Annotated in this window: 24 protein-coding genes and 1 pseudogene; 6 read left to right on the forward strand and 19 right to left on the reverse strand. The window is 42.8% G+C overall.

What is annotated here, in order from left to right; genetic code table 11:
• Nucleotides 1–38: 38 nt before the first annotated feature.
• A complete protein-coding gene (locus SB660_RS09830) occupies nt 39–245 on the reverse strand; it encodes a hypothetical protein (protein ID WP_012011136.1) in 207 nt (68 codons plus the stop codon).
• A 195-nt stretch (nt 246–440) separates the two neighbouring features.
• Between SB660_RS09830 and SB660_RS09835 the strand changes: the two genes are divergently transcribed.
• On the forward strand, nt 441–857 hold the full coding sequence (locus tag SB660_RS09835; protein ID WP_410582332.1) for a hypothetical protein: 417 nt from the start codon (nt 441–443) through the stop codon (nt 855–857).
• Nucleotides 858–973: 116 nt separating this feature from the next.
• On the opposite strand, the gene erpA is transcribed toward SB660_RS09835, so the two are convergent.
• The 3 genes from erpA to SB660_RS09850 form a co-directional block, all read right to left on the reverse strand.
• Nucleotides 974–1,336: an iron-sulfur cluster insertion protein ErpA gene (gene erpA, locus SB660_RS09840; RefSeq protein ID WP_017358921.1), complete on the reverse strand. Its 363-nt coding sequence runs from the start codon at nt 1,334–1,336 to the stop codon at nt 974–976.
• A 73-nt stretch (nt 1,337–1,409) separates the two neighbouring features.
• Complete coding sequence (gene dapF, locus SB660_RS09845) at nt 1,410–2,264, reverse strand: diaminopimelate epimerase (protein WP_180310154.1); 855 nt, start codon at nt 2,262–2,264, stop codon at nt 1,410–1,412.
• A gap of 270 nt (nt 2,265–2,534) precedes the next feature.
• Nucleotides 2,535–2,771, reverse strand: coding sequence for a YuzB family protein (locus SB660_RS09850; RefSeq protein WP_410582334.1), 237 nt, complete (start codon nt 2,769–2,771; stop codon nt 2,535–2,537).
• A 255-nt stretch (nt 2,772–3,026) separates the two neighbouring features.
• Between SB660_RS09850 and SB660_RS09855 the strand changes: the two genes are divergently transcribed.
• Complete coding sequence (locus tag SB660_RS09855) at nt 3,027–4,094, forward strand: NAD(P)/FAD-dependent oxidoreductase (RefSeq protein WP_058013768.1); 1,068 nt, start codon at nt 3,027–3,029, stop codon at nt 4,092–4,094.
• 50 nt (nt 4,095–4,144) lie between these two features.
• On the opposite strand, the gene SB660_RS09860 is transcribed toward SB660_RS09855, so the two are convergent.
• Both SB660_RS09860 and SB660_RS09865 read right to left on the reverse strand, forming a co-directional pair.
• Nucleotides 4,145–4,375 carry a WYL domain-containing protein gene (locus tag SB660_RS09860; RefSeq protein ID WP_410582336.1) on the reverse strand — a complete coding sequence of 77 codons (231 nt, stop codon included), beginning with the start codon at nt 4,373–4,375 and terminating at the stop codon, nt 4,145–4,147.
• Between the two features lie 100 nt (nt 4,376–4,475).
• A complete protein-coding gene (locus SB660_RS09865; RefSeq protein ID WP_058013766.1) occupies nt 4,476–4,805 on the reverse strand; it encodes a YuzD family protein in 330 nt (109 codons plus the stop codon).
• Between the two features lie 121 nt (nt 4,806–4,926).
• On the opposite strand from SB660_RS09865, the pseudogene SB660_RS09870 reads away from it, so the two are divergent.
• Nucleotides 4,927–5,226 (forward strand): annotated as a pseudogene (locus SB660_RS09870) (NifU family protein).
• A 43-nt stretch (nt 5,227–5,269) separates the two neighbouring features.
• Here SB660_RS09870 and SB660_RS09875 read toward each other — a convergent pair.
• The 6 genes from SB660_RS09875 to yutH form a co-directional block, all read right to left on the reverse strand.
• Nucleotides 5,270–7,240, reverse strand: coding sequence for an alpha/beta hydrolase family protein (locus SB660_RS09875; protein WP_410582338.1), 1,971 nt, complete (start codon nt 7,238–7,240; stop codon nt 5,270–5,272).
• A 101-nt stretch (nt 7,241–7,341) separates the two neighbouring features.
• Nucleotides 7,342–8,274, reverse strand: a complete 933-nt coding sequence (gene thrB / locus SB660_RS09880) for a homoserine kinase (RefSeq protein WP_058013764.1) — start codon at nt 8,272–8,274, stop codon at nt 7,342–7,344.
• Nucleotides 8,271–9,332 carry a threonine synthase gene (thrC, locus tag SB660_RS09885; RefSeq protein WP_410582341.1) on the reverse strand — a complete coding sequence of 354 codons (1,062 nt, stop codon included), beginning with the start codon at nt 9,330–9,332 and terminating at the stop codon, nt 8,271–8,273. The genes thrB and thrC overlap by 4 nt, the downstream gene beginning before the upstream one ends.
• Nucleotides 9,332–10,633, reverse strand: coding sequence for a homoserine dehydrogenase (locus SB660_RS09890; RefSeq protein WP_058013762.1), 1,302 nt, complete (start codon nt 10,631–10,633; stop codon nt 9,332–9,334). Before SB660_RS09890 ends, thrC begins: the two co-directional genes overlap by 1 nt.
• A 217-nt stretch (nt 10,634–10,850) precedes the next feature.
• Entirely contained in the window at nt 10,851–11,825 is a 975-nt protein-coding gene (locus SB660_RS09895) for a 2-hydroxyacid dehydrogenase (protein WP_410582342.1), read from the reverse strand.
• Between the two features lie 85 nt (nt 11,826–11,910).
• Complete coding sequence (gene yutH / locus SB660_RS09900; protein WP_257474647.1) at nt 11,911–12,921, reverse strand: spore coat putative kinase YutH; 1,011 nt, start codon at nt 12,919–12,921, stop codon at nt 11,911–11,913.
• A gap of 132 nt (nt 12,922–13,053) precedes the next feature.
• Here yutH and SB660_RS09905 point away from each other — a divergent pair, with 132 nt between their 5' ends.
• Entirely contained in the window at nt 13,054–13,554 is a 501-nt protein-coding gene (locus SB660_RS09905) for a phosphatidylglycerophosphatase A family protein (protein ID WP_058013760.1), read from the forward strand.
• Between the two features lie 43 nt (nt 13,555–13,597).
• Here the strand turns inward: SB660_RS09905 and SB660_RS09910 are convergent, their stop codons facing one another.
• From SB660_RS09910 to SB660_RS09920, 3 genes are read right to left on the reverse strand one after another with little or no spacing between them, the layout of a single operon-like run.
• Entirely contained in the window at nt 13,598–14,371 is a 774-nt protein-coding gene (locus SB660_RS09910; protein ID WP_144461935.1) for a TIGR01457 family HAD-type hydrolase, read from the reverse strand.
• Between the two features lie 18 nt (nt 14,372–14,389).
• Nucleotides 14,390–14,824 (reverse strand): DUF86 domain-containing protein, encoded by a 435-nt coding sequence (locus SB660_RS09915; protein ID WP_012011153.1) that lies wholly within the window; start codon nt 14,822–14,824, stop codon nt 14,390–14,392.
• Between the two features lie 19 nt (nt 14,825–14,843).
• Nucleotides 14,844–15,119: a YutD family protein gene (locus tag SB660_RS09920; protein ID WP_008346837.1), complete on the reverse strand. Its 276-nt coding sequence runs from the start codon at nt 15,117–15,119 to the stop codon at nt 14,844–14,846.
• A 120-nt stretch (nt 15,120–15,239) separates the two neighbouring features.
• Between SB660_RS09920 and SB660_RS09925 the strand changes: the two genes are divergently transcribed.
• Nucleotides 15,240–15,875 carry a YhcN/YlaJ family sporulation lipoprotein gene (locus SB660_RS09925; protein WP_034659879.1) on the forward strand — a complete coding sequence of 212 codons (636 nt, stop codon included), beginning with the start codon at nt 15,240–15,242 and terminating at the stop codon, nt 15,873–15,875.
• A 39-nt stretch (nt 15,876–15,914) separates the two neighbouring features.
• On the opposite strand, the gene lipA is transcribed toward SB660_RS09925, so the two are convergent.
• Complete coding sequence (gene lipA / locus SB660_RS09930) at nt 15,915–16,811, reverse strand: lipoyl synthase (RefSeq protein WP_034317455.1); 897 nt, start codon at nt 16,809–16,811, stop codon at nt 15,915–15,917.
• Between the two features lie 328 nt (nt 16,812–17,139).
• Here lipA and SB660_RS09935 point away from each other — a divergent pair, with 328 nt between their 5' ends.
• Entirely contained in the window at nt 17,140–18,084 is a 945-nt protein-coding gene (locus tag SB660_RS09935; protein ID WP_234034838.1) for a M23 family metallopeptidase, read from the forward strand.
• A 27-nt stretch (nt 18,085–18,111) separates the two neighbouring features.
• Here the strand turns inward: SB660_RS09935 and yunB are convergent, their stop codons facing one another.
• The 3 genes from yunB to SB660_RS09950 all read right to left on the reverse strand — a co-directional run bounded on the left by yunB (nt 18,112) and on the right by SB660_RS09950 (nt 20,698).
• Nucleotides 18,112–18,876 carry a sporulation protein YunB gene (yunB, locus tag SB660_RS09940; RefSeq protein ID WP_044140941.1) on the reverse strand — a complete coding sequence of 255 codons (765 nt, stop codon included), beginning with the start codon at nt 18,874–18,876 and terminating at the stop codon, nt 18,112–18,114.
• Between the two features lie 75 nt (nt 18,877–18,951).
• A complete protein-coding gene (locus tag SB660_RS09945; protein WP_061409521.1) occupies nt 18,952–19,257 on the reverse strand; it encodes a YunC family protein in 306 nt (101 codons plus the stop codon).
• Nucleotides 19,258–19,324: 67 nt separating this feature from the next.
• Nucleotides 19,325–20,698, reverse strand: coding sequence for a bifunctional metallophosphatase/5'-nucleotidase (locus SB660_RS09950; RefSeq protein ID WP_410582346.1), 1,374 nt, complete (start codon nt 20,696–20,698; stop codon nt 19,325–19,327).
• Nucleotides 20,699–20,749 lie beyond the last annotated feature (51 nt).

The raw sequence follows: 20,749 nt of genomic DNA on the forward strand, positions 1-20,749 counted from the left end.
AAAAAAAGGAGTTCCCACTAGCGGAACTCCTTTTTTGTTTATTTAAAAACCCCAATATAGGCATTCGCCATTCCAAGTACCATTGCAGCAAGCAGCACCACAACAATCCCTGCCACAACCAAAATCACCCGATCCTTCACACGTTCCTTTTTCGGAAGCGGCTTCTCAATCCCGCAAGCTGGACACGTTTTAGAACGATACGGAATCAGTTCATGACAGTTCCTGCAATTGATTTGTTCACTCAAACCTCAGCAACCTCTTTTCTACCTACAGTTTATGTTTGGTTCTCATGATACTCTTTTCGGGTGGAAATAGCCAGTTGTGAGAGCGAGATGTAACAAAATTGAGCGATTTATAAATGATTGAAGTGAGAATGAAGGTTTCATCTGATCAACCGATATAGGAAAAGAAGAAGATCTTAATGAAGGATAGGTGAAAAGATGTTAAAACGTTTCATAATCAGTTTGAGCTTATTACTGATGATTGGTGGCTCAGTTAAACTGTTTGCAAAAGACTATAATAAACATTATGCGCAGTTCGCAGCAGGATTGAATATTGATGTTGATCAACTAGAACCATTTTTAAATCGTGTGTCCACTTCAATTTTAGATTCTGGATTGAGTGATCAAGAAATCAAACAGATACTCTCCAAAGTTCAAAAAATGAATCAAAACAATGAAACGGAAAAAATGGGTACATTTGAAGTGGTGTACCACGAAAAACCAGCAAAGATTAAAATGGTGATTGAAGTCCATGTGGAAGATGACAATAAAGAAGTGGTCATCTATATGTTTAGCACCCAAGAGCTGGTGGATGTCTTGGATAAAGAGCTATTGAAAATAGAAGAAGCAATATAGAAAGAGACACTGAATGAGTGTCTCTTTTTTATGGTTGGTTTTCTTCATCAAAAAAGCCTCCTCGATCGTGTTGTTTACAAAAACAAACGAACAAGAAGGCTTATCATGATCAGTTGTTAACACTCTTCCGGCGTACCGGTATTCGTCGCTGTTCTGAACGAAGAACCGCATCCGCATGACGCAATCGCGTTCGGATTATCGATGGTGAAACCGCCGCCCATTAGTGATTGTTTGAAATCAATGATGGTGCCGTTCATGATATCAAGGCTTTCGGAATCGACAAGGACCTTTATGCCCTGCTGTTCGAACTGCGTGTCTTTCTCTGATACTTCATGGTCAAAGCCCATGCCGTATGAAAGACCGCTGCATCCGCCGCCTTTTACGCCCACTCGTAGGAACGCATTTTCTTCTTCATGTTCTTTCATCATATCTTTAATCTGCAGTGCAGCAGCTTCTGTAATGGTTACTGGTGTACTCATGATCATCCCTCCTTTTGACTGGATGTTTCTTTTCAATTATAAACGTGATGGTGCCTTTTCTCAAATAAATGGTTTACAGATAAAATGTGCCGTCACAAATCGTTTCAGCAGGTCCTGTCATAAGCACATGCTCATTCTCTTTCCAGCGAATGATGAGATCTCCGCCAGCTAAGTGAACCGTCATGTCCGTTTCTCTTTTCGCCTGTCCATTCACAATCGTGGATACAGCAGCCGCACAAGCTCCTGTTCCGCAGGCTTGAGTAATACCAGACCCTCTTTCCCACACACGAAAATGCAATTCTGTTTCACTGACCACTTCTACAAATTCTACATTGACGCCTTCTGGGAACATGTCGTGTTTTTCGATGATTGGCCCAATTGTATCCAGCGGTGCCTTTTCAATGTCCTCCAGATAAAAAACGATGTGCGGATTTCCCATTGAAACAGCCGTTCCATTTAAGGTCGTCGTGCCAAAATCAAGCGGTTCATTAATCGTTGTGCTTGCTGGTTCGCCAAGCATCGGCATCGCTTCTTTTTCAAAACGAGGCTTTCCCATATCTACTGTCACTAAATGTACGTGACCATCCTGCACATGAACGGTCGCTTCAACGAGTCCTGACAATGTCTCAATCTGGAACGTTGTGTCTGTTACGATTTGATGCTCATACACATATTTAGCCACACAGCGCAGACCGTTACCGCAGTTTTTACCCTCTGAACCATCATTGTTAAAAATGCGCATTTTCACAGGTGCAGCATCTGATGGGCAAATAAGGATCATTCCGTCTGAACCGATTCCTGTGTAAACAGAAGAAACCCGGATCGCGATCTCTGATAGCTGCTCTTCTGGAAGCTGTTCCTTCATCTGATTGACGTATATATAATTATTTCCTAACCCGTGCATTTTCGTGAATTGAAATGATGTCATGAGCTTCCTCCAAAAATGTTGTTTCTTTATAGTATAAAAGGAGTCGGTTCAGGAGACAATCTTATCATCCCCCGTTTTTCATACATAAAAGCTCTTTGCTGCCATGGCAAGGGGCTTTTATTATGCATATGCCTCATTTTCTCTCGTGTGATGCTTCATTTTGATGATATTTTATTAGCATAACATATTGGATGCGCTTTCTATTGATTCTCCTTAAAAATGGAAACTGAAAATATGAAAAAAATGCACCTCATGACCCATGTGGTGCATTTAAAACATCTCATTTTCCTCTATAAAAGCATAAATACGCTCGACTAGCTGCTCTGCATTTTCTCCGGAAACAAATTCTCCATTCACGAGTGCAAATGGGGAGTCCATACATTTGCCGCAATAGCTTAAACAGCCGTATTCCATAACGTCTAGGTTTGGGTCTTTATCAAGCATCTCTTTTGCTTCTTGAGACCCTTGCGCAAGATTACTTACACAAAATTCGATCAGTGGGAACACTTTGCTTCACCTCACATTGCTTTACCATCCTACCGAAATTCCTTCTATTAGTCAAAACATGAGCTTCACCTGTATCGTTACGCCTATTCCTCGTAAAATGTTTTACTATTTAGGACTAACTAATGAATATGTAGGTTATTTTGAAACAATTATTGTGGTTTCACAGTAAATTCGATATAATTTTATTTGGTATTTTAACTTAAAGTTTTTTAGTATAAGTGTTTTTCAATGTCTACGGGGAAAAGGAGAATCGTCATGAAAAATTTAGTCTTGATCGGCGGAGGTTACGGGAATATGCGGGTTCTCCACCGCTTATTGCCAAATCAATTACCTGATGATGTTACCATCACATTAATTGATCGAAATCCTTACCACTGTTTAAAAACAGAATATTATGCACTCGCTGCTGGAACGATCTCTGATCATCACATTCGAGTATCATTTCCAGAGCATCCGAAGCTGGATATTCAATATGGGGAAGTAGAAAAAATTGATATTGAAAACAAACAGATCTTATTCAGCGACCGTGAACCCATTCCTTATGACGACACGGTGATTGGGCTCGGCTGTGAGGACAAGTATCATAATGTCCCTGGTGCGAAAGAACATACATACAGCATTCAAACCATTGATCAGTCAAGACACACGTATAACAAATTAAACAATTTGAGTGCAGGTGCAACGGTTGGCATCGTCGGTGCTGGACTTAGCGGGGTAGAGCTAGCCAGTGAATTAAGAGAAAGCCGTGCTGATTTAAACATTATTCTTTTCGACCGCGGAGAGTTGATTTTATCAAGCTTCCCAAAAAGATTAAGTTTATATGTGCAAAAGTGGTTTGAAGAAAATGACGTAAAGATCATTAACTGTGCGAATATTACGAAGGTTGAAGAAGGTATTGTTTATAACCATGATGATGCCATTGAAGCAGAGGTCATCGTATGGACAGCAGGCATTCAGCCAAGCAAAGTGATACGAGAGATGGATGTTGAAAAGGACGTACAAGGCCGCGTCGTATTAACACCTCATCACAATCTCCCTGGAGATGAGCACGTCTATGTCGTGGGTGATTGCGCAAGTCTTCCGCATGCTCCAAGTGCACAGCTTGCCGAGGCGCAGGCAGAACAAATTGTCCAATCTCTGCAAAAACGCTGGAAAAACGAGCCGCTTCCTGAGGCTTATCCTCAGTTTAAGCTAAAAGGTGTCTTAGGATCTTTAGGGAAAAAAGCTGGCTTTGGCTTAGTAGCAGATCGTCCACTTGTTGGCCGTGTACCAAGACTTCTAAAATCCGGACTCCTTTGGATGTATAAGCACCACAATGGCTAACATCATGTGAATTTTATCTCAAAGCTCCTTCTCGTCGAGGGAGCTTTTTTCTATGAAACGGCATGTGCCGAGGAACGGGTCAATTTGATTGGAGCAAGGGCAAGGATGCAGTCTTTACGAAATGTTCTCATCGTCTTTTTTGATAAACAATACGCTTGGATGATTTGGTCTGTTTGACGGTGAACAATAATTTTACGCTTCGTGCACTCTCCGTTCTTCTTCATATAAATCATCTCAATTGGTATTTGCTGATGAAGAGATTGTTTCAGTAAATAATTCATGATGCTCACGCTCCTTTCATTTTATTATAATCGAACAAACGTTCTTTTTCAACCTAAAAAGGAACGTTTGTTCTGTTTATTTTCTCAAAAAGAGAACAGTTTATTCACTGCTCTCCGTGTAACCGTATTTCTCCATTTCTTGATAAATGTCTTTTAATTTTGGATTACCCTCTCCAACAATTTGATCCTCCACTAAGACAAGTGGATAAAAGAATTCATCCTCAAGAATTCGTTCAGACAATTCCTTTTGGTGTTCGTTTTCTGGCGGGTGCTCAATATCAATATATGTGATGCGAAACGGCTGATTCGGATATTTTCGTTTTAACGCTGCATCTAACCACTCAAATGTGTCTTTTGAAGAAGGCAGATTGACGCAGCTAGCGCAGAGTACATCTCTTCCATATACATAAAGATCGACGGTTTGATTCATTTAACAAGCCCCCTATTCTTTCTTTATTTTAGCTGAATTTTCTGTATGAAAAAAGTCAAAATCACTTTTTGTTTCAAGATGAGATTGTGCTATAATGAGAAGGAAACTTTGAAACCAATCAATAGATTTTTATCGTCCAGATGAATATAATGGTGATATGTTGTGAAAGGAGCGATTATATCCAATGACTGAAGTCGAAATGAAAGACCAAGTACAGGAAGTACTGGACAAACTTCGTCCATTTCTATTACGTGATGGTGGAGACTGTGAGCTTGTAGACATTGAAGATGGCATTGTGAAATTACGTCTTCTTGGTGCATGCGGCAGCTGCCCAAGTTCAACCATTACATTAAAAGCCGGTATTGAGCGCGCATTATTAGAAGAAGTGCCTGGCGTTGTAGAAGTTGAACAGGTTTTCTAATTCATATATGACATGAAAACGACCCGAATTTGGGTCGTTTTTTTTAGTTTAACTTCTCTCTAAACCAATCCTTTATAAAGGTCAGTCTTTGAATACGCTGCCCCGGATGGCCGCTTCTGGATAAATCATGAGATGCTTTCGGGAATTTGACGAGCCTTGTGTCTTTCCCAAGCTCCTTCAGTGCTACAAAAAGCTGTTCTGCTTGATCGACTGGGCAGCGATAGTCTTCATCGCTATGCAGGATGAGAAGCGGCGTATTTACCTGCTTCACATACTTTAGCGGCGAACGATCCCATAGCTTATCGGCTGAATCATAAATATCCCCATCCATCTGCCACCTTGTGAAGTAATAACCGATATCACTGATGCCATAAAAGCTAATCCAGTTTGAAATGGACCGCTGTGTGACGGCTGCGCGAAAACGGCCGGTCTGTCCGACAATCCAGTTGGTCATAAAACCGCCATAGCTGCCGCCTGTCACTCCAAGTCTTGTTTCATCAAGGAAATCATAGGCTTTCAGCACATGATCAACAGCCTGCATGACATCCTCATAATCAACGTCACCATAGCTCCCTCTCACACGGTCGGTAAACATTTGTCCGTATCCATGACTGCCATGAGGATTGATATATACGATGGCATAGCCTTCAGAAGCGAGCATTTGAAATTCATGAAAATACGTATAACCATACATGGCATGCGGTCCGCCATGAATTTCTAAAATAAGCGGATAAGTCTTCCCCTCTTCCATCTCGGAAGGCTTCATAAACCAGCCATGCACCTCGCCGCCTTCTTTTGACTGAAACGAAAATGGCTCTGGTACCGATAGGACATGCTCCTTGAGGAATTCATCATGCTCAAACGTGATTTTCTTTAGATCTGCCTCCCCTAATGTCAGCTCATACAGCTCACTTGGTGAAACGGGTGACAGCCGGCTCAGCAGCATTTTGGATTCATTCGGATGAAGGCTGAAGTTTGTAATATGTTCTGCCTCTAATCGAACAGGATAGGCTAAGCCTTCAACGGAGAAATAATAAATCCCTGTACTGCCTTGATCAGAAACAAGCGAATAAAATCCCTGGCTATCCTTTGTCCACTGCGGAAGCTGATTGGCTTCGCCCATAACGCTATCCCCTGCCATACAGTTGCCCACATACATATCGAGCATTTCTGACAGCTGAATGACTTTTTGCTCCTTCAGATCATACAGCCATAATGCTGGGAAGGTCGCATTTTGAAATTCACGCTCATGTCCAATATACACGAGGCTCTCTCCATTAGGAGCAAAAGACACGGCGGAATAAGCGCCAGCAGATTGTGTCATTTTCTTTGTCATACCGTCCTCTAATGATTGGAGGTACACGTCACTTATGTAAGGTTTCTGAGGATTTGATTGAATATAGGCAAGCCATTTCCCGCACGGAGAGAGCGTGTGATTCACATGATGATGCTCTCCGCTCGTAACTGCCCTGGCCTCTCCTGAATGAACATCCACTTGAATGATCTGCGTAAAACGTCCATCTAAAAAGCCTCTGCCATCTGCTTTATAGGTTAAATCATCATATACCGCAGGAGCGAACTCATCTCGCTCTTCCTTCTTTTCATCATGAACAGATTCTGATGGTTTCAGTGACACAGCCGCATAAATGAAAGCTCCATCTAGTGAAAAGACAGGATGAGATACCCCGTAAGGAATCGCCGTTAAGGTGCGCACACCGCCTCCCTCGCTCTGAATGAGCGCCAGCTGAGGAGCTTCCTTTGGTTTTTGCAAAATAAACGCAAGCTGCCTGCTGTCTTTTGACCACACTGGCTGATGATGCTTTCCATCCTCAAATGTCCATTGTGACAGCTCCTCTGTCTCTTCATTTCGAACCCATAAATGGATATTATAATCATCCTTGTTGTCATTCACCGTAACCTTTGTAAAAACCGCCTTTTTTCCATCTGGTGAATAAACCGGATGAGAAACAGAAACAATTTCCGTTAAATCTTCTGCTGTCATCAATTTCTTCATGAATGTATCTCCTCCTTTTATGCATAAAAAATAGTTCGATCCTCTAAATAATAATCCCTGCTCATTTTATAAAAACAAGAATAAAAAAAGAACGTGCATTTTTACAGCACGTTCTTTACTTGATTGACTGGATCATGCTCCACGACAACACCTTCTACTGGTACCGTCAGCAAATCTACTTCGCAATGCGGGAAGTTTTGGGCAAGCTGCTTTTTCAGCGCTTCTCCCTTCCCTTTTTCAACTAAGGTTAAGATTGTCGGACCAGCACCGCTTAATGCCGTTCCATACGCCCCTTTTAGCGAAGCGACATGCTCTACCTTCGACAGCTCTGGGACGAGCATTGTGCGGTAAGGCTGATGAAATAAATCCTTATTCATCATTTCTCCAACAAGCGGCCAGTTTTGCGTCATTAATGCCGCAACAAGCACGTTGCTCACAGCACTCGCACTGACGGCATGTTTATAGGAAAAATCCTCTGGCAGGACATCACGGGCATCCTTTGTCAGTACTTCATAAAAAGGAATCACGACGACAACATCTATATCCACATGCTGTACTTTGACAGCATGTGTCTTGTCTTCTTCATGAAGACCAATCAGTAAACCTCCGAATAAAGAGGCACCCGCATTATCTGGATGACCTTCTACCTCACTTGCAAAAAAGAGCTTTTGATCATCCGGCATATTTAATTCAAGAAGCTGATTGGCTAGCTCAATGGCTGCCACAATTGCAGCAGCACTGCTTCCCAGCCCCCGTGCCAATGGAATATCACTCCACACTTTGACATAAACAGGCGGGAGTGTTTTTCCAAAGTGATCTGCGACCTTTTTGGCTGTTTGATAAATGAGGTTGTCGGTGCCTGATGGAATCCCAGACACGACTTCTGATTCTGCTTCAAACAGCCAGCTATCATGGTCATAGACCGATAGCTTTAAATAACGGCTGAGCGCCATTCCAACTGAATCAAAGCCTGGTCCTAAATTGGCAGTGCTTCCCGGTACTGTGATTGAAAAAAGCATGGAGGCTTTACTCATACGCGCGCGGCCTTTTCCAAGTGTTCAAGAATTTGATCTTCATCTGCATCGAGTGTAACCGGCTTGATTTGTGAAATATCAATGGCCGTATTCGGATCTTTCAATCCGTTGCCTGTTAATACTGCAACAACTTTACTGCCTGGCTTGATTTCTCCGGATTTCACCTGCTTGAGCACACCTGCGATAGACGCACATGAGCCTGGCTCTGCAAACACGCCTTCTTCACGAGCAATCAATTGATATGCATGGAGAATTTCTTCGTCTGTCACGTCATCAATCTTTCCGTTTGATTCATCTGCCGCTGCCACAGCTTGTTTCCAGCTTGCTGGATTTCCGATACGGATAGCCGTTGCCACTGTTTCTGGCTGCTCAATCACTTCATTTCTCACGATCGCAGCTGCGCCCTCTGCTTCAAAGCCGCGCATGACAGGCAGTCCAGTTCCTTTTTTCTCATGGTATTCCTTGAAGCCTTTCCAGTAGGCGGTAATATTCCCCGCATTTCCAACAGGAATCGCCAGTACGTCCGGGGCCGACCCTAGCTGCTCACAGATTTCAAATGCCGCCGTTTTCTGTCCTTCAATTCGATACGGATTGACAGAGTTCACAAGGGCAATCGGCGATTTTTCACAGATGCTGCGGACGATTTTCAGTGCATCATCAAAGTTACCGTCAATCGCAATGATCTCTGCTCCGTACATCACCGCCTGTGCAAGCTTGCCAAAGGCAATTTTCCCGTCTGGAATGATGACGATACATTTCATATCAGCACGGGCTGCATAAGCGGCTGCCGCTGCAGAAGTATTCCCTGTCGAAGCACACATGACCGTATCATTGCCTTCTTCTTTTGCCTTTGCAACAGCCATGACCATCCCGCGGTCCTTGAAAGAACCTGTTGGATTGACGCCTTCTGTCTTTACATGAAGCTCAATCCCTAGCTTTTCCGAAAGCTTGGAGAGGTGGATCAGCGGTGTATTCCCTTCATTTAATGTTAGTTTTGGTGTTGATTCGTTTACTGGTAAGAATTCTTGGAATTCTTCAATAAGTCCATTCCACTTCATCAGCTTAAACCGTTCCCTTCTACTCGGTACGTGCTCTTCACTTGAACCACCACGTCGAGATCGTTTAATTTTTGCAGGATATTTGAGAAATCTTCTTCTGAGGTCCGGTGTGTAATAATCACAATTTCAGCCAGCTCATCATGCCCTTTCACAGGAAGCTGAAGGATCTTTTCAAAGCTGATACCTCTTTCAGAAAAAATAGATGTAATGCGGGAAAATGCCCCGACTTGATCTCTCACATGAATTCTTAAAAATTGCTGAGCAAATACTTCCGATGGTGATTTGATCTTTTTCTCAAACTGCGGTGCAATAAATCCGCTTCCGTTCACGCCAAGGCGCATGTTTTTCATGACTGCGACTAAGTCTGATACAACAGCGGTTGCCGTTGGCAGACTTCCAGCTCCAGGTCCGTAAAACATCGTTTCTCCCACAGCACTTCCATAGACATACACCGCATTGAATTCATTGTTGACCGATGAAAGCGGATGGTGATCAGGAAGTAACGTTGGCTGGACACTGACTTCTACTTTTTCTCCGTCACGCTGGGCAATTCCGATTAGCTTCATTGTGTAGCCGAATCGTTTACTGAAATTAATGTCTTCATCAGAAACGTCAGAGATGCCACTGACCTTTACATCCTCTAATTCCACATTCATGGAAAATCCGAGTCTTGCAAGAATTGCCATTTTCCTTGCCGCATCTAGTCCTTCTACATCAGCTGTTGGATCTGCTTCTGCAAAGCCTAGATCCTGCGCTTCTTTTAAGACATCTTCATATGCGCTTTTATCGACGTTCATTTTCGTTAAAATAAAATTCGTTGTGCCGTTCACAATCCCCATCATCTTCGTAATTCGGTCAGAGGCTAATCCTTCCTCCAGCGTACGCAGAATCGGAATTCCTCCGGCGACACTTGCTTCATAATAAAGATCACAGCCATTTTCTTTCGCCACATGTAAAAGCTCTGTTCCGTAAAGTGCCATTAAATCTTTATTGGCGGTAATGACATGCTTCTTTTCATTTAAAGCATCTATTAAATATTGTTTTGTCTCTTCAATGCCGCCCATCACTTCAATAATGACGTCGACCTCTGGATCTCTAATCACATCGTATACTTCAGTTGTGAAGACCTCTCTTGCCACATCCACATCTCTCTTTTTATCGGGATTGCTCACAAGCACTTTTTGTATTAATACCGGACAGCCGATCTGGTGCATTAATTTATCCTGATGATCTTGGATAATCTTGACGACACCGCTCCCCACTGTTCCTAATCCTAATAGTCCAACTCGAATTGCCTTCACCTGAAATTCCACCTTTCTCTGTCAATGTCCTCTCTAAAAAGACATTTGTTAACCTAACACAGACATTCAATGTACACACATTATAAAGGGGTATCCTCATTTTGACAAGGTAATAAAATAAGAGATTGTTAGAATGAAACCGCTTAACAGCTATTTATATCAAGATTCTATATTTTCAAAATATTTTTGTCAGAAAAACTCCCGAAACTCAGGGAGCCTAATATGATGAGCGAACCGGCGTTTTAGCTTGCTGACCTTGTAAGACAAGCGCAATATTTTCAGCACATAAACGCATCATCGTTTTTCTCGTTTCAACACTTGCACTTCCAATATGAGGGAGAACCGTGACGTTAGGTAATGTTGTTAACGGATGAGATGGGCTGACAGGTTCCTGTCTAAATACATCTAGGCCAGCGCCGGCAATTTTTCCTGTCGTGACTGCCTCATATAAAGCATCCTCGTCCACAGTTTGTCCTCTTGATACGTTAATAAAATAAGCAGAGTTCTTCATCAGATCAAATGCCTTTTCATTAAACATGTCTTTCGTTTCTGGGGTTAACGGTGTCAGGCAGACGATGAAATCAGACTGCGTGAGCAAATCCTCAAAAGCCGCGTAGGTCACGCCGAGCTGCGCTTCTGCCTCTGGCTTTCTTGACCGGTTATGATACAGCACCTTCATGTCAAAGCCTGCTGCCCGCTTGGCAAGCGCTGTTCCGATGCTGCCCATGCCGACAATTCCAAGGGTTTTATGATGGATATCAGCTCCTGCAAGAAGAAGCGGTCCCCAGTCTGTCCAGTTTCCGTCCTTCACCCAATCACTCGCCTCGACAATCCGTCTAGCTGACGCCATTAGAAGGGCAAAGGCTAAATCAGCCGTGGATTCTGTTAATACATCAGGCGTATGACAAATGGTGATGTTGCGCTTTTTAGCGGCTTCAAGATCAATATTGTCATAACCCACAGCAAGGTTTGCGATGACCTTAACATGTGGAGCCTTTGATAAAAGGGCTTCATCTACTTGATCTGACAGCATGGTGAGAAGCGCATCCGCTTTCGCTGCTTGTTTTTCTAATTCTTCTCGTGGACATGGCTCCTCTTCACTCGGCCACATCTCGATATGAGCGACTTCTTTTAGTGGTGTAAGTGATGCTTCATCCAGCTTTCTTGTGATATAGACATAAGGTTTCGTCAAGAAGAACACTCCTTTGATTGATTTCTTTAAGCATAACGAAAAACGCCTCAAGAGAAAAGAGACGTTTCATCTGTTCACGGAAACTTCAAATCAGTGGACCTGTGATCCAGCCAACAGGTGGAATGAGGCTCCCGCCGCTTCGCATGGCACTCATTTCTTGAAAGACCTTGAGAAAGTATTCATAGCGATTGGCGTCATTTAAGACGTAATCTAGCCGTTCTTCATAATATGATTTTTCATTTTCTCCCGACATGTAGTAGCCTTCCACAATTTCAAAATAATGAAGCGGAAACAACAAGCGGCTGTATAGCAAACGCTTAGAAAAAGAAGAAAGTGGTGTTACCTGCTCATATTGCTGAAGAAAGGAAAAACCCTCTTCAATTAAATCTTCCTTATGCTGGACAAAGGTTTCTCTTAAATATTCGGCAATATCCCGGGTTGGATGATCAAAGACCCAATCTACAGGTAAACGAAGCGGCTGCTCATCCGGCCATGTCCTCCGCGAAAAACGCTGGTGGCAGACAGTGCCTGAGTCACATTCTTTCGGTTCATCATCCAGCTCAGTATCCACTAAATATTGAATGGCGTTTTCCGTTAATCCAAGATAATACGGAAAGGATTCGATAAATTTTTTTTCAAACCGTTCCAATGGTTTTTGATGCATTTGCTGCATCCAAAAGCCTTCAAGCTGATCTAACCGTTTTGCCCATAATTCCTTCCAGGCTCCCACACGTTTTGTTTCAGACACCTCATATGGAAATCCTCTTCCTCTGACATGAAAGGCCGCCAGCTCTGACGCCTGTTGAAACGAGCGGCTTGAGATCGGCGGTGCTGCCTTCAATAAGGCATACAGCTCCTTTCCATGAGTAAAGATGGGCTTCTCTTCATTTGTTAATTCAAACACAGCGACGTATGGGTCTCCGGCATTCAGTAAATACTGACTGATATGAAACAGCTCTGTGAGTTCTTCTTCGCGCAAATGAGACACAGGAACAATGATAAAGAGAGCCTCCGACGTTTGAAAGCTCTGATAACTGCCATATGGCATAAGTTGACGCACATCAATACCAAATGTGTGATAAATGGTTTCTTTCATGTTTTCACCTGCGTTCATATGATCGATCTCTTATCATATCGTAGTCGCAGGTTGAGGGATTTATGAATACTATTTACTATCCGAAGCTTTTTACACGTTGTGGACAAATTACGAGGATTGGGTGAGGAATATATGCCGCATCATCATGAGATGAACGAAGTAGAAAAAACAGCAAGACGCCGTTTACAAGAACGAGGCGTATCCATTCAAGATATAGCAGACCTTGTCTACTTTTTACAGGAAAAATATCATCCTGGCTTAGACATGACAGAATGCATCCACAATGTGGAGCGTGTCATCGCAAAACGAGAAGTCCAAAATGCGATATTAACTGGTGTCGAACTAGACGTACTAGCCGAGCAAAAAAAACTGACCGAGCCGCTTCAGTCTATTCTGGAAACAGACGAAAGCCTGTATGGGGTTGATGAAATTTTATCGTTTGCTATCGTCAACATTTATGGTTCGATCGGCTTTACGAATTACGGATATATCGATAAAGAAAAACCAGGAATTCTCGAGACACTGAACGATAAATCCACAGGGCAGTGCCATACCTTTTTAGATGACATTGTCGGCGCCATTGCTGCTGCAGCATCAAGCAGGCTGGCACATAGTGCGAGAAATGTGGAATGAAGCAAAAAAGAGGACACGCGCATAACGCGCTTGTCCTCTTTTTTTATGATAATCGCTCAATCCACTCTGATAATGAATCAATGACATAGGTTGGCTGTTTATCATATTTCTGAAGCAGCTCTTTTGTTGTCACGCCTGTATGAACGAGCAATGTGTCCATTCCTGCATTCATCCCTGCCATAATATCTGTATCATAGTTATCACCCACCATGAGCGTCTCGGACACATCAGTCCCGAGCACCCGCATGGCTTGTTCCATGATGATCGATTCTGGCTTCCCGATAAATGTTGGCTTGACGGTAGTGGTCACGGTCAATACAGATGTTAACGAGCCGTTCCCTGGCAGAAGCCCTCTTTCAGTTGGAATGGCAATGTCTCCATTTGTTGAGACAAATTGTGCGCCTTGACGGATGGCAATCGCACCTACTGCGAATTTTTCATATGTAATGCTGCGATCAATTCCAACAACTACGAAATCAGCGTCCTCCTGACCAAACGTCAGCCCTTTTTCTTCAATGGCCTGCTTGATTCCTTCTTCACCGATGACGTACACAGACGCGTCTTTCTTTTGTTCGGCAATATAGTTGGCTGTTGCCATACTTGTTGTAAAGACTTGTTCTTCTGTTGCTGGGATATCGAATGAAACGAGTTTTTCCGCTACCTGCTTTGGCGTGCGTGACGAGTTATTCGTGACAAACAAGTAGGGAATGTTCAGCTCATTTAACTTTTGAACAAATTGACCTGCTTCTTCGATCTTTTCTGTTCCTTTATACATTGTTCCGTCTAAATCAATTAAATAGCCTTTGTATTTCATGATGCTCACAACTCCAATGGATTATTTAAACGCTGATACTGGGCCAAGCTCTTGCTCCAAGTAGGTACGGATGCGGTTTGGGAAAACCTGTAGCGCATGCTCAACCTCGCTGATCACCTGCAGCAAGTCGTGATGAACCACTTCTTGGTATTGCTGTACAAGTGTTTTGCGGCACGAGACAAGCTTTTTCAGCTGACTGCCTTCCTCTTCTGGTACAACCTTTTCATCAACAAGAATATCCATGATGTCATCATAGCTTCCTGGATCACGCATAATAAAGCCATCAATCATGTCATTTCCCGTATCAAGAATACATTCGACAAGCAAATGAACAATTCGTTCCAGCGCTTTTTTCTCTAGTGGACTTGTCCATGTTTGATGACTCTGCATCAGCTCATATTGCTCCTCGAAAAAACGTAATGTCTCTTCAATCTTTTTTCTGTCTACGAAATACATCATGACGCTCCCCTTTGCGTTATTTTCTGATTCGTTTTAAGACAAAATAGGCACAGCCAAAATTACAGTATTCATAAATGTATTCATCGAGTGTGCTGATTTTTGTATCAAATGTGGCCTTTTGGTTTTGGTCATCAAAGAACCCCTTCAATCTCAGCTGATTGTAGCCCCAGTCCCCCACAATATAATCGTACTTATTTAAAATATCTGAGTACCTTGCTTTAAACGCTTCTTCATCAAAACCGTCTTTAATCTCTCTTACAAGATCAAAAGTAGCATTCTGAATGACGATCATCTTCTCACCTCTTTTTAAACGATCCATCTTTAATGATAATTCATTGGAAGAACTCCATCAATTGCTAAAGCATGTTTTTTCCGATTTAGCCGAAGCTAAAGAAAAAAGGAGGTCACATTTATGAAGAAACAACTGACAGCCGCGATTCTCCTCAGCATGCTTTTAGGCGGGTGCGGCTTTCAATCAGGTATGAACCGGCAAGTGGATGAAGATTCTTCAAGTAAAACCATCCGTCTGTCGGATCGTCATGAAGGAAATAATTCCAACATGCCAGAAGCAGACACAAACAGAGCAGGGTATGTTCGTTATCAGCGCCAGCAAGTAACGGATCAGAAAGAAAGAACACCTGCTTTAAATCGCGAGCATCTTGCCCACGTTATTACAAGTTTAACTGTGCAGCTGCCAAACATCAAAGATGCAGCAACACTTGTGACAGATGAGGATGCACTCATTGTGTATCGTACAGGAAACAAAAACCGGGATGAATCTGCCGATCAAGTAAAGAAGACGGCGGTTTCTGTTCTCCCTCGTTATTATCATGTATACGTCTCTGATAATCCAGAGCACTTTCAATCCATTGCCAATTTTTCACGTCTTCAAACCAATTCACGTGATTTTGATCAAATCTTAACCAAAACAATTCAACAAATGAAATATTCCCCTCAAGGTGGAGATATTTCTACGAAAGAAGATGCAAATGGTATGACGAATTCCGACCGTACCATGAGAAGAAACGCCCCTTACGGACAAAATTAACAAGAGAAAAAACGCCAGAGAGATCTGGCGTTTTCTTTGTTATGCTTGCGCCTGACGCTTTTTAGACGCTTCGTTTACTTGTTCATCTGCATGGTAGGAAGAGCGCACAAGCGGTCCAGCTTCACAATGACTAAAGCCTTTTGACATCGCAATTTCTTTCAGCTCTGCAAACTCATCCGGATGATAGTATTTTTGAACTTTTAGATGTTTTTTCGAAGGCTGTAAATACTGACCAATCGCCATAATATCGACGTTGTTAGCAAGAAGATCATCCATGACTTCAATGATTTCTTCCTTCGTTTCACCTAGTCCAATCATAATGCTTGATTTCGTTGGAATGTCGGGCTGCATTTCTTTTGCACGGCGCAAGAATTCTAATGAACGATCATATGTAGCACGCGCACGAACCCTTGGCGTTAATCTGCGAACTGTTTCAATATTGTGATTTAAAATATCAGGACGTGTGTCCATTAACGTCTTCAAATTATCGTAATTGCCGCCCATATCTGAAGGGAGAACTTCAATTGTCGTAAATGGGCTTTTTCTTCTAATGGCACGAACGGTTTCAGCAAACACACCTGCTCCGCCATCCTTTTGGTCATCCCTTGCAACCGCTGTTATCACAGCATGTTTTAAGTTCATTAACGCTACTGAATCTGCCACGCGTTCTGGTTCTTGCAGGTCAAGCTCAGTTGGAAGTCCAGTTTTCACAGCACAGAAACGGCATGCGCGCGTACAAACAGATCCAAGGATCATAAATGTAGCGGTTCTTCTCACTGCCCAGCATTCATGAATATTCGGACATTTTGCTTCCTCACAAACGGTATTCAGGTTGTTTTCCCGCATCATTTTTTTCAAACCGGTATAGTTTTCATTCGTATTCAGCTTAATTTTAAGCCAGTCCGGTTTTCTTACGTGCTCTTCCTTCTTTGCCAATTCCATCATCTCCATATGAATTCGTTAAAGGTGCATCTACAAAAATCTTCCTGCTATATACGATGGATGCAGCTAATAAGCTGCAAAAAAATTGAATCTTCGGCCTAAAGCCTTTTCTTTAGACACTTTAACATAGTACAGATTGAACAACAAGGGAATGAGCTGCAAAAATACCCAAAAGCCTCCTAAAAAAATCACAAGAAAATTACTAACATTTTCTTCTTATGAAATAGGGTGATCTAACCACACTAAACGGTAGAAGACGATGCTTGATGAAAGGAGATGGACGTTTGTGAAAGTGGTTTTAGCCATCATGATCGCTCTTTCAATGCTCCCTTTACCTGTTCATGCACAAGGGGAAGGCAAGCAGCCAGATGTACTGAAGCAGCGAATGGCACTATACGAAAAAGTCGCCATCACGACACAAGTTCCATGGTATGTACTTGCTGCGGTTGATCAGTATGAGCACAATATTCGAAAAAGCAGAAGAGATTTACCGAAACAAAAAGGCATCATTGGTATCTACATTCCCCGGGAAATGTGGATCGGCCCTGAAAACCCGAATAAGCAGGATACCTCTCCTTTAAGCATTAAAGTGTTTGATGGAATTGGACTTGATGGAAACGGGGATGGAAAAGCAAGCAGCGATGACGATGAGGATGTATTATTCACGTTTGCTCAATACTTGCTTCATTACGGCAACAGCATTGATCAATTAAAAATTGCTTTATGGGACTATTATGGACGAGATCAAACCGTTGGAATCATTTCATCTTTTATGAAGCTATATCAGCACTATGGTCATCTTGACCTCGGAAAGCACGCTTTCCCTCTTCCGGTTGGAGCTGACTACAGCTACCGGAGCACATGGGGAGATGCAAGAGGATTTGGAGGCAGAAGAATTCATGAGGGTACGGATTTATTTGCCCATTATGGACTTCCCGTTCGTGCGACATCGTATGGTGTGATTGAAATGAAGGGCTGGAACCGCTTTGGCGGCTGGCGGATTGGTATTCGAGATATTCATAACCATTATCATTACTTCGCTCATTTGAATGGCTTTGCAAAAGGACTCAAAACAGGTCAAATTGTTGAACCCGGACAGGTCATTGGATCTGTCGGAAGCTCCGGTTATGGCCCTCCAGGCACAGCAGGAAAATTTCCGCCGCATCTTCACTATGGCATGTATAAAGACAACGGCAGAACTGAATGGTCTTTTGATCCATACCCTCATTTAAGGGCATGGGAAAGGGCTGAACGGAAACGCAAATAAAAAACAGCCCAATCATTCGTTGGGCTGTTATTCTTTCTTCTCCTTTTTCTCAGGAAGAACAATCGATGGAGCGCCAGAGTTCGTTCCGCTGCCATTGTAATAATCTGGTACGTCCCCTTGAACGGCTTGGATGGAGACGGGAACTGAGTTTTTGACCACGATTGTTTCAGATGCAAACGGGATGATGACTCTTACCTTGACCTCGATCAGAACACTAATATCAATCAAGGCATTGTTGATGCCATAGGGCTTAATGTTTTTTTCAACGTCCGTATGCGGATCACCAATGACACTGAAGCGTACAGGTACTTTTGGTCCTAGGTTGGCGATGAGTGCATTTCCGGACGCTTGCCCAAGCGGAATGTTATATATAATGCCGTCATGTCCATCTGTTTGATCCTTTAATGCTTCTTTTGCCTCTTTTTGAAAATTCCCCTTTTCAATGTCCTCTAAATTTTTTTGAAGATGACGTGACAGATCAGCCATTGCTTTCGATGTTGCTTGCGCATTAAAATCGATGGTCGTTACTTTTCCGTTCTCACTTGTATTCATGACCACCATATCCTTCATATTCTCCTGATCTTCTGCAAAGTCTTGAACGGAATATTGAATCAGATGATTGGCGATACGCTCTGTTTCTAGTTCAGCAATGTGAATAAGGGTTGGTTTAATGGAACGGTTAATAAAAAATAGACTGATGACAGTTGAGAGTACAAAGAATAAGATCGCAAGCAGCATGACGTATCGGAATGGCAAAGGGCCCTTTTTATAGGGGCGATAGCGGCGGTTCATTCTCAATAAAAAATCCCCCCTTCTCCATTACAAGTGTATGCAGACAGGCGGGGGGATAGGAATCATCTCTCCATTTTATTTCATCATTTTTAATAAGGCGTCTCTTCCAATGGTTCCAACTGTAATACCTAACGCTTCTGCAGCGTATGTCACAGATTCTAATGGGGCATCAAGCAATTGCTCTATCGTTCTCACTCCAACTGCTCTCCCTGCGATAATGCCTCTATCTGCAAGCTTTTCATTTAAGAGCCCGACATCCAGTGCACCGCACATAATATACCCATGTTCATTTGTCACTGCCATAAAATTCGTCTTCGGCAGTTTGACGGTGACGGCTGTAAAGGAATGTCCATCAATATTAATAGGTGTTAAATTCACCAAATCCCTTCACTCCTCTCATCACAATCTATGTGACAAGAGGGCGAGTGTTGTTAGGCAAAAGCGGATTTCATGTGGCTTCCTTCAGGCGCCAAGTAAGCACATCACGTAAAAATTCCGGCATGAAATATTCAATGTGTTCATGGTCACGAATATGAGGAAATAGAGAGCCTAATGTATACATATCGACTGTTCCAACCGTATAGGAAGCGTCTTTATTGATCAATTGATCATGCACAAAAACATCCTTCACCCGTTTGGTTTCGCCTTCTTCTAATGTATAGGTGAGACCGCTATACAGCATTTTGCCCATCAGTTCACCTCTAAAGCCGAAGCCCTTGATGCGCAGCTGTTCCATTTTTTCTTCACATGCACGCCGAACGGTTTCGATGAGCTGTTGACCCGAAAGCGTCACACGAATAGGGTTAATGGGATGCGGGCAGATTCGATGGATTTCTTCTCTTGTCACAATTCCCGCCTCTAATGAATCAAGCACCATCCCAGCATTCATCATGCCGATATCTGCCCCGCACCAATCTTTAATGGCATCTGTTAAGAGCTGCGGAAGCGGGGATTCATCAAACCACTTCGTTTCTAACCTTGACTCAATCGCGGTTACTTTTTCCTGCATGAGGGCTTTTGCTCTTCTCTCTGCTTGCTGTAAAGTAGTGATGGCTTCATCTGATTCACTGATCAGCTGATCCACTGACTGCACCGTTGCTTTTTTCTCGATGAGCTCTTTGCTCGCTGTATCAATGGTCAGCTCGACACAGCCAATATAATGCCCATACTTTTCAGCGCATGCAAGCAGCACTCCATTGTCCATTTCACCCTGTTTTAACAAATGATGCGTGTGTGAGCCTAGGATAATATCGATGTCAGGAAAATCATGGGCTACCTCTCGATCATGGATGATACCTAGATGGGATAAGAGCACAATGACATCCGCTTTTCCCTTCACTTCCTGCAGCATGTCCCGTATGCTGTCAAACGGATCTGTAATCTCCCAGCCCAGCTTTTCATAGACAGGTGTATACGCAATGGTCACGCCTAAGAGACATATTTTCAGTCCATTTTCCATTTGGATTATATGATAAGGCTTTGCCCACGATGGCCTTTTGCCTTTCTCAAATAAATTAGACAGGATCACTGGAAATTGTGCATGCTCGTACAATTGATCGAGCTGATCATGAGGCAGCGTAATGCCTTCATTATTCCCAATCGTGACCCCATCATAGCCAAGTTGATTGAGAAGCTTGACATTTACTTTTCCATAATCAGCTTCTGACACAAGGTTCACTCGGTCCATATGGTCGCCAATATCAAACAAGAGCATCTGATCGTGAACTTGACGCTTTTCCTCAATATAAGCTGCGATTTTTGGCCAGTTCTCAAAGTGGCTGTGCAAGTCGTTTGTATGATATAACCATAGCTTCTGCAGCATGTTGATCTCTCCCTCAAGTTGTCACTGAACCATCTCATTCAGGTTGAAAGC

It is taken from the genome of Bacillus sp. SIMBA_005 (assembly GCF_046535585.1).
Lineage (GTDB): Bacteria > Bacillota > Bacilli > Bacillales > Bacillaceae > Bacillus > Bacillus pumilus.

Excerpts from the sequence above, each read along its gene's own strand:
- SB660_RS09835 (WP_410582332.1), top strand. The coding sequence starts at position 441 with ATGTTAAAACGTTTCATAATCAGTTTGAGCTTATTACTGATGATTGGT.
- erpA (WP_017358921.1), bottom strand. The coding sequence starts at position 1,336 with ATGAGTACACCAGTAACCATTACAGAAGCTGCTGCACTGCAGATTAAA.
- dapF (WP_180310154.1), bottom strand. The coding sequence starts at position 2,264 with ATGACATCATTTCAATTCACGAAAATGCACGGGTTAGGAAATAATTAT.
- SB660_RS09855 (WP_058013768.1), top strand. The coding sequence starts at position 3,027 with ATGAAAAATTTAGTCTTGATCGGCGGAGGTTACGGGAATATGCGGGTT.
- SB660_RS09860 (WP_410582336.1), bottom strand. The coding sequence starts at position 4,375 with ATGAATTATTTACTGAAACAATCTCTTCATCAGCAAATACCAATTGAG.
- SB660_RS09865 (WP_058013766.1), bottom strand. The coding sequence starts at position 4,805 with ATGAATCAAACCGTCGATCTTTATGTATATGGAAGAGATGTACTCTGC.
- SB660_RS09875 (WP_410582338.1), bottom strand. The coding sequence starts at position 7,240 with ATGAAGAAATTGATGACAGCAGAAGATTTAACGGAAATTGTTTCTGTT.
- thrB (WP_058013764.1), bottom strand. The coding sequence starts at position 8,274 with ATGAGTAAAGCCTCCATGCTTTTTTCAATCACAGTACCGGGAAGCACT.
- thrC (WP_410582341.1), bottom strand. The coding sequence starts at position 9,332 with ATGAAGTGGAATGGACTTATTGAAGAATTCCAAGAATTCTTACCAGTA.
- yutH (WP_257474647.1), bottom strand. The coding sequence starts at position 12,921 with ATGAAAGAAACCATTTATCACACATTTGGTATTGATGTGCGTCAACTT.
- SB660_RS09905 (WP_058013760.1), top strand. The coding sequence starts at position 13,054 with ATGCCGCATCATCATGAGATGAACGAAGTAGAAAAAACAGCAAGACGC.
- SB660_RS09915 (WP_012011153.1), bottom strand. The coding sequence starts at position 14,824 with ATGTATTTCGTAGACAGAAAAAAGATTGAAGAGACATTACGTTTTTTC.
- SB660_RS09920 (WP_008346837.1), bottom strand. The coding sequence starts at position 15,119 with ATGATCGTCATTCAGAATGCTACTTTTGATCTTGTAAGAGAGATTAAA.
- SB660_RS09925 (WP_034659879.1), top strand. The coding sequence starts at position 15,240 with ATGAAGAAACAACTGACAGCCGCGATTCTCCTCAGCATGCTTTTAGGC.
- SB660_RS09935 (WP_234034838.1), top strand. The coding sequence starts at position 17,140 with ATGCTCCCTTTACCTGTTCATGCACAAGGGGAAGGCAAGCAGCCAGAT.
- yunB (WP_044140941.1), bottom strand. The coding sequence starts at position 18,876 with ATGAACCGCCGCTATCGCCCCTATAAAAAGGGCCCTTTGCCATTCCGA.
- SB660_RS09950 (WP_410582346.1), bottom strand. The coding sequence starts at position 20,698 with ATGCTGCAGAAGCTATGGTTATATCATACAAACGACTTGCACAGCCAC.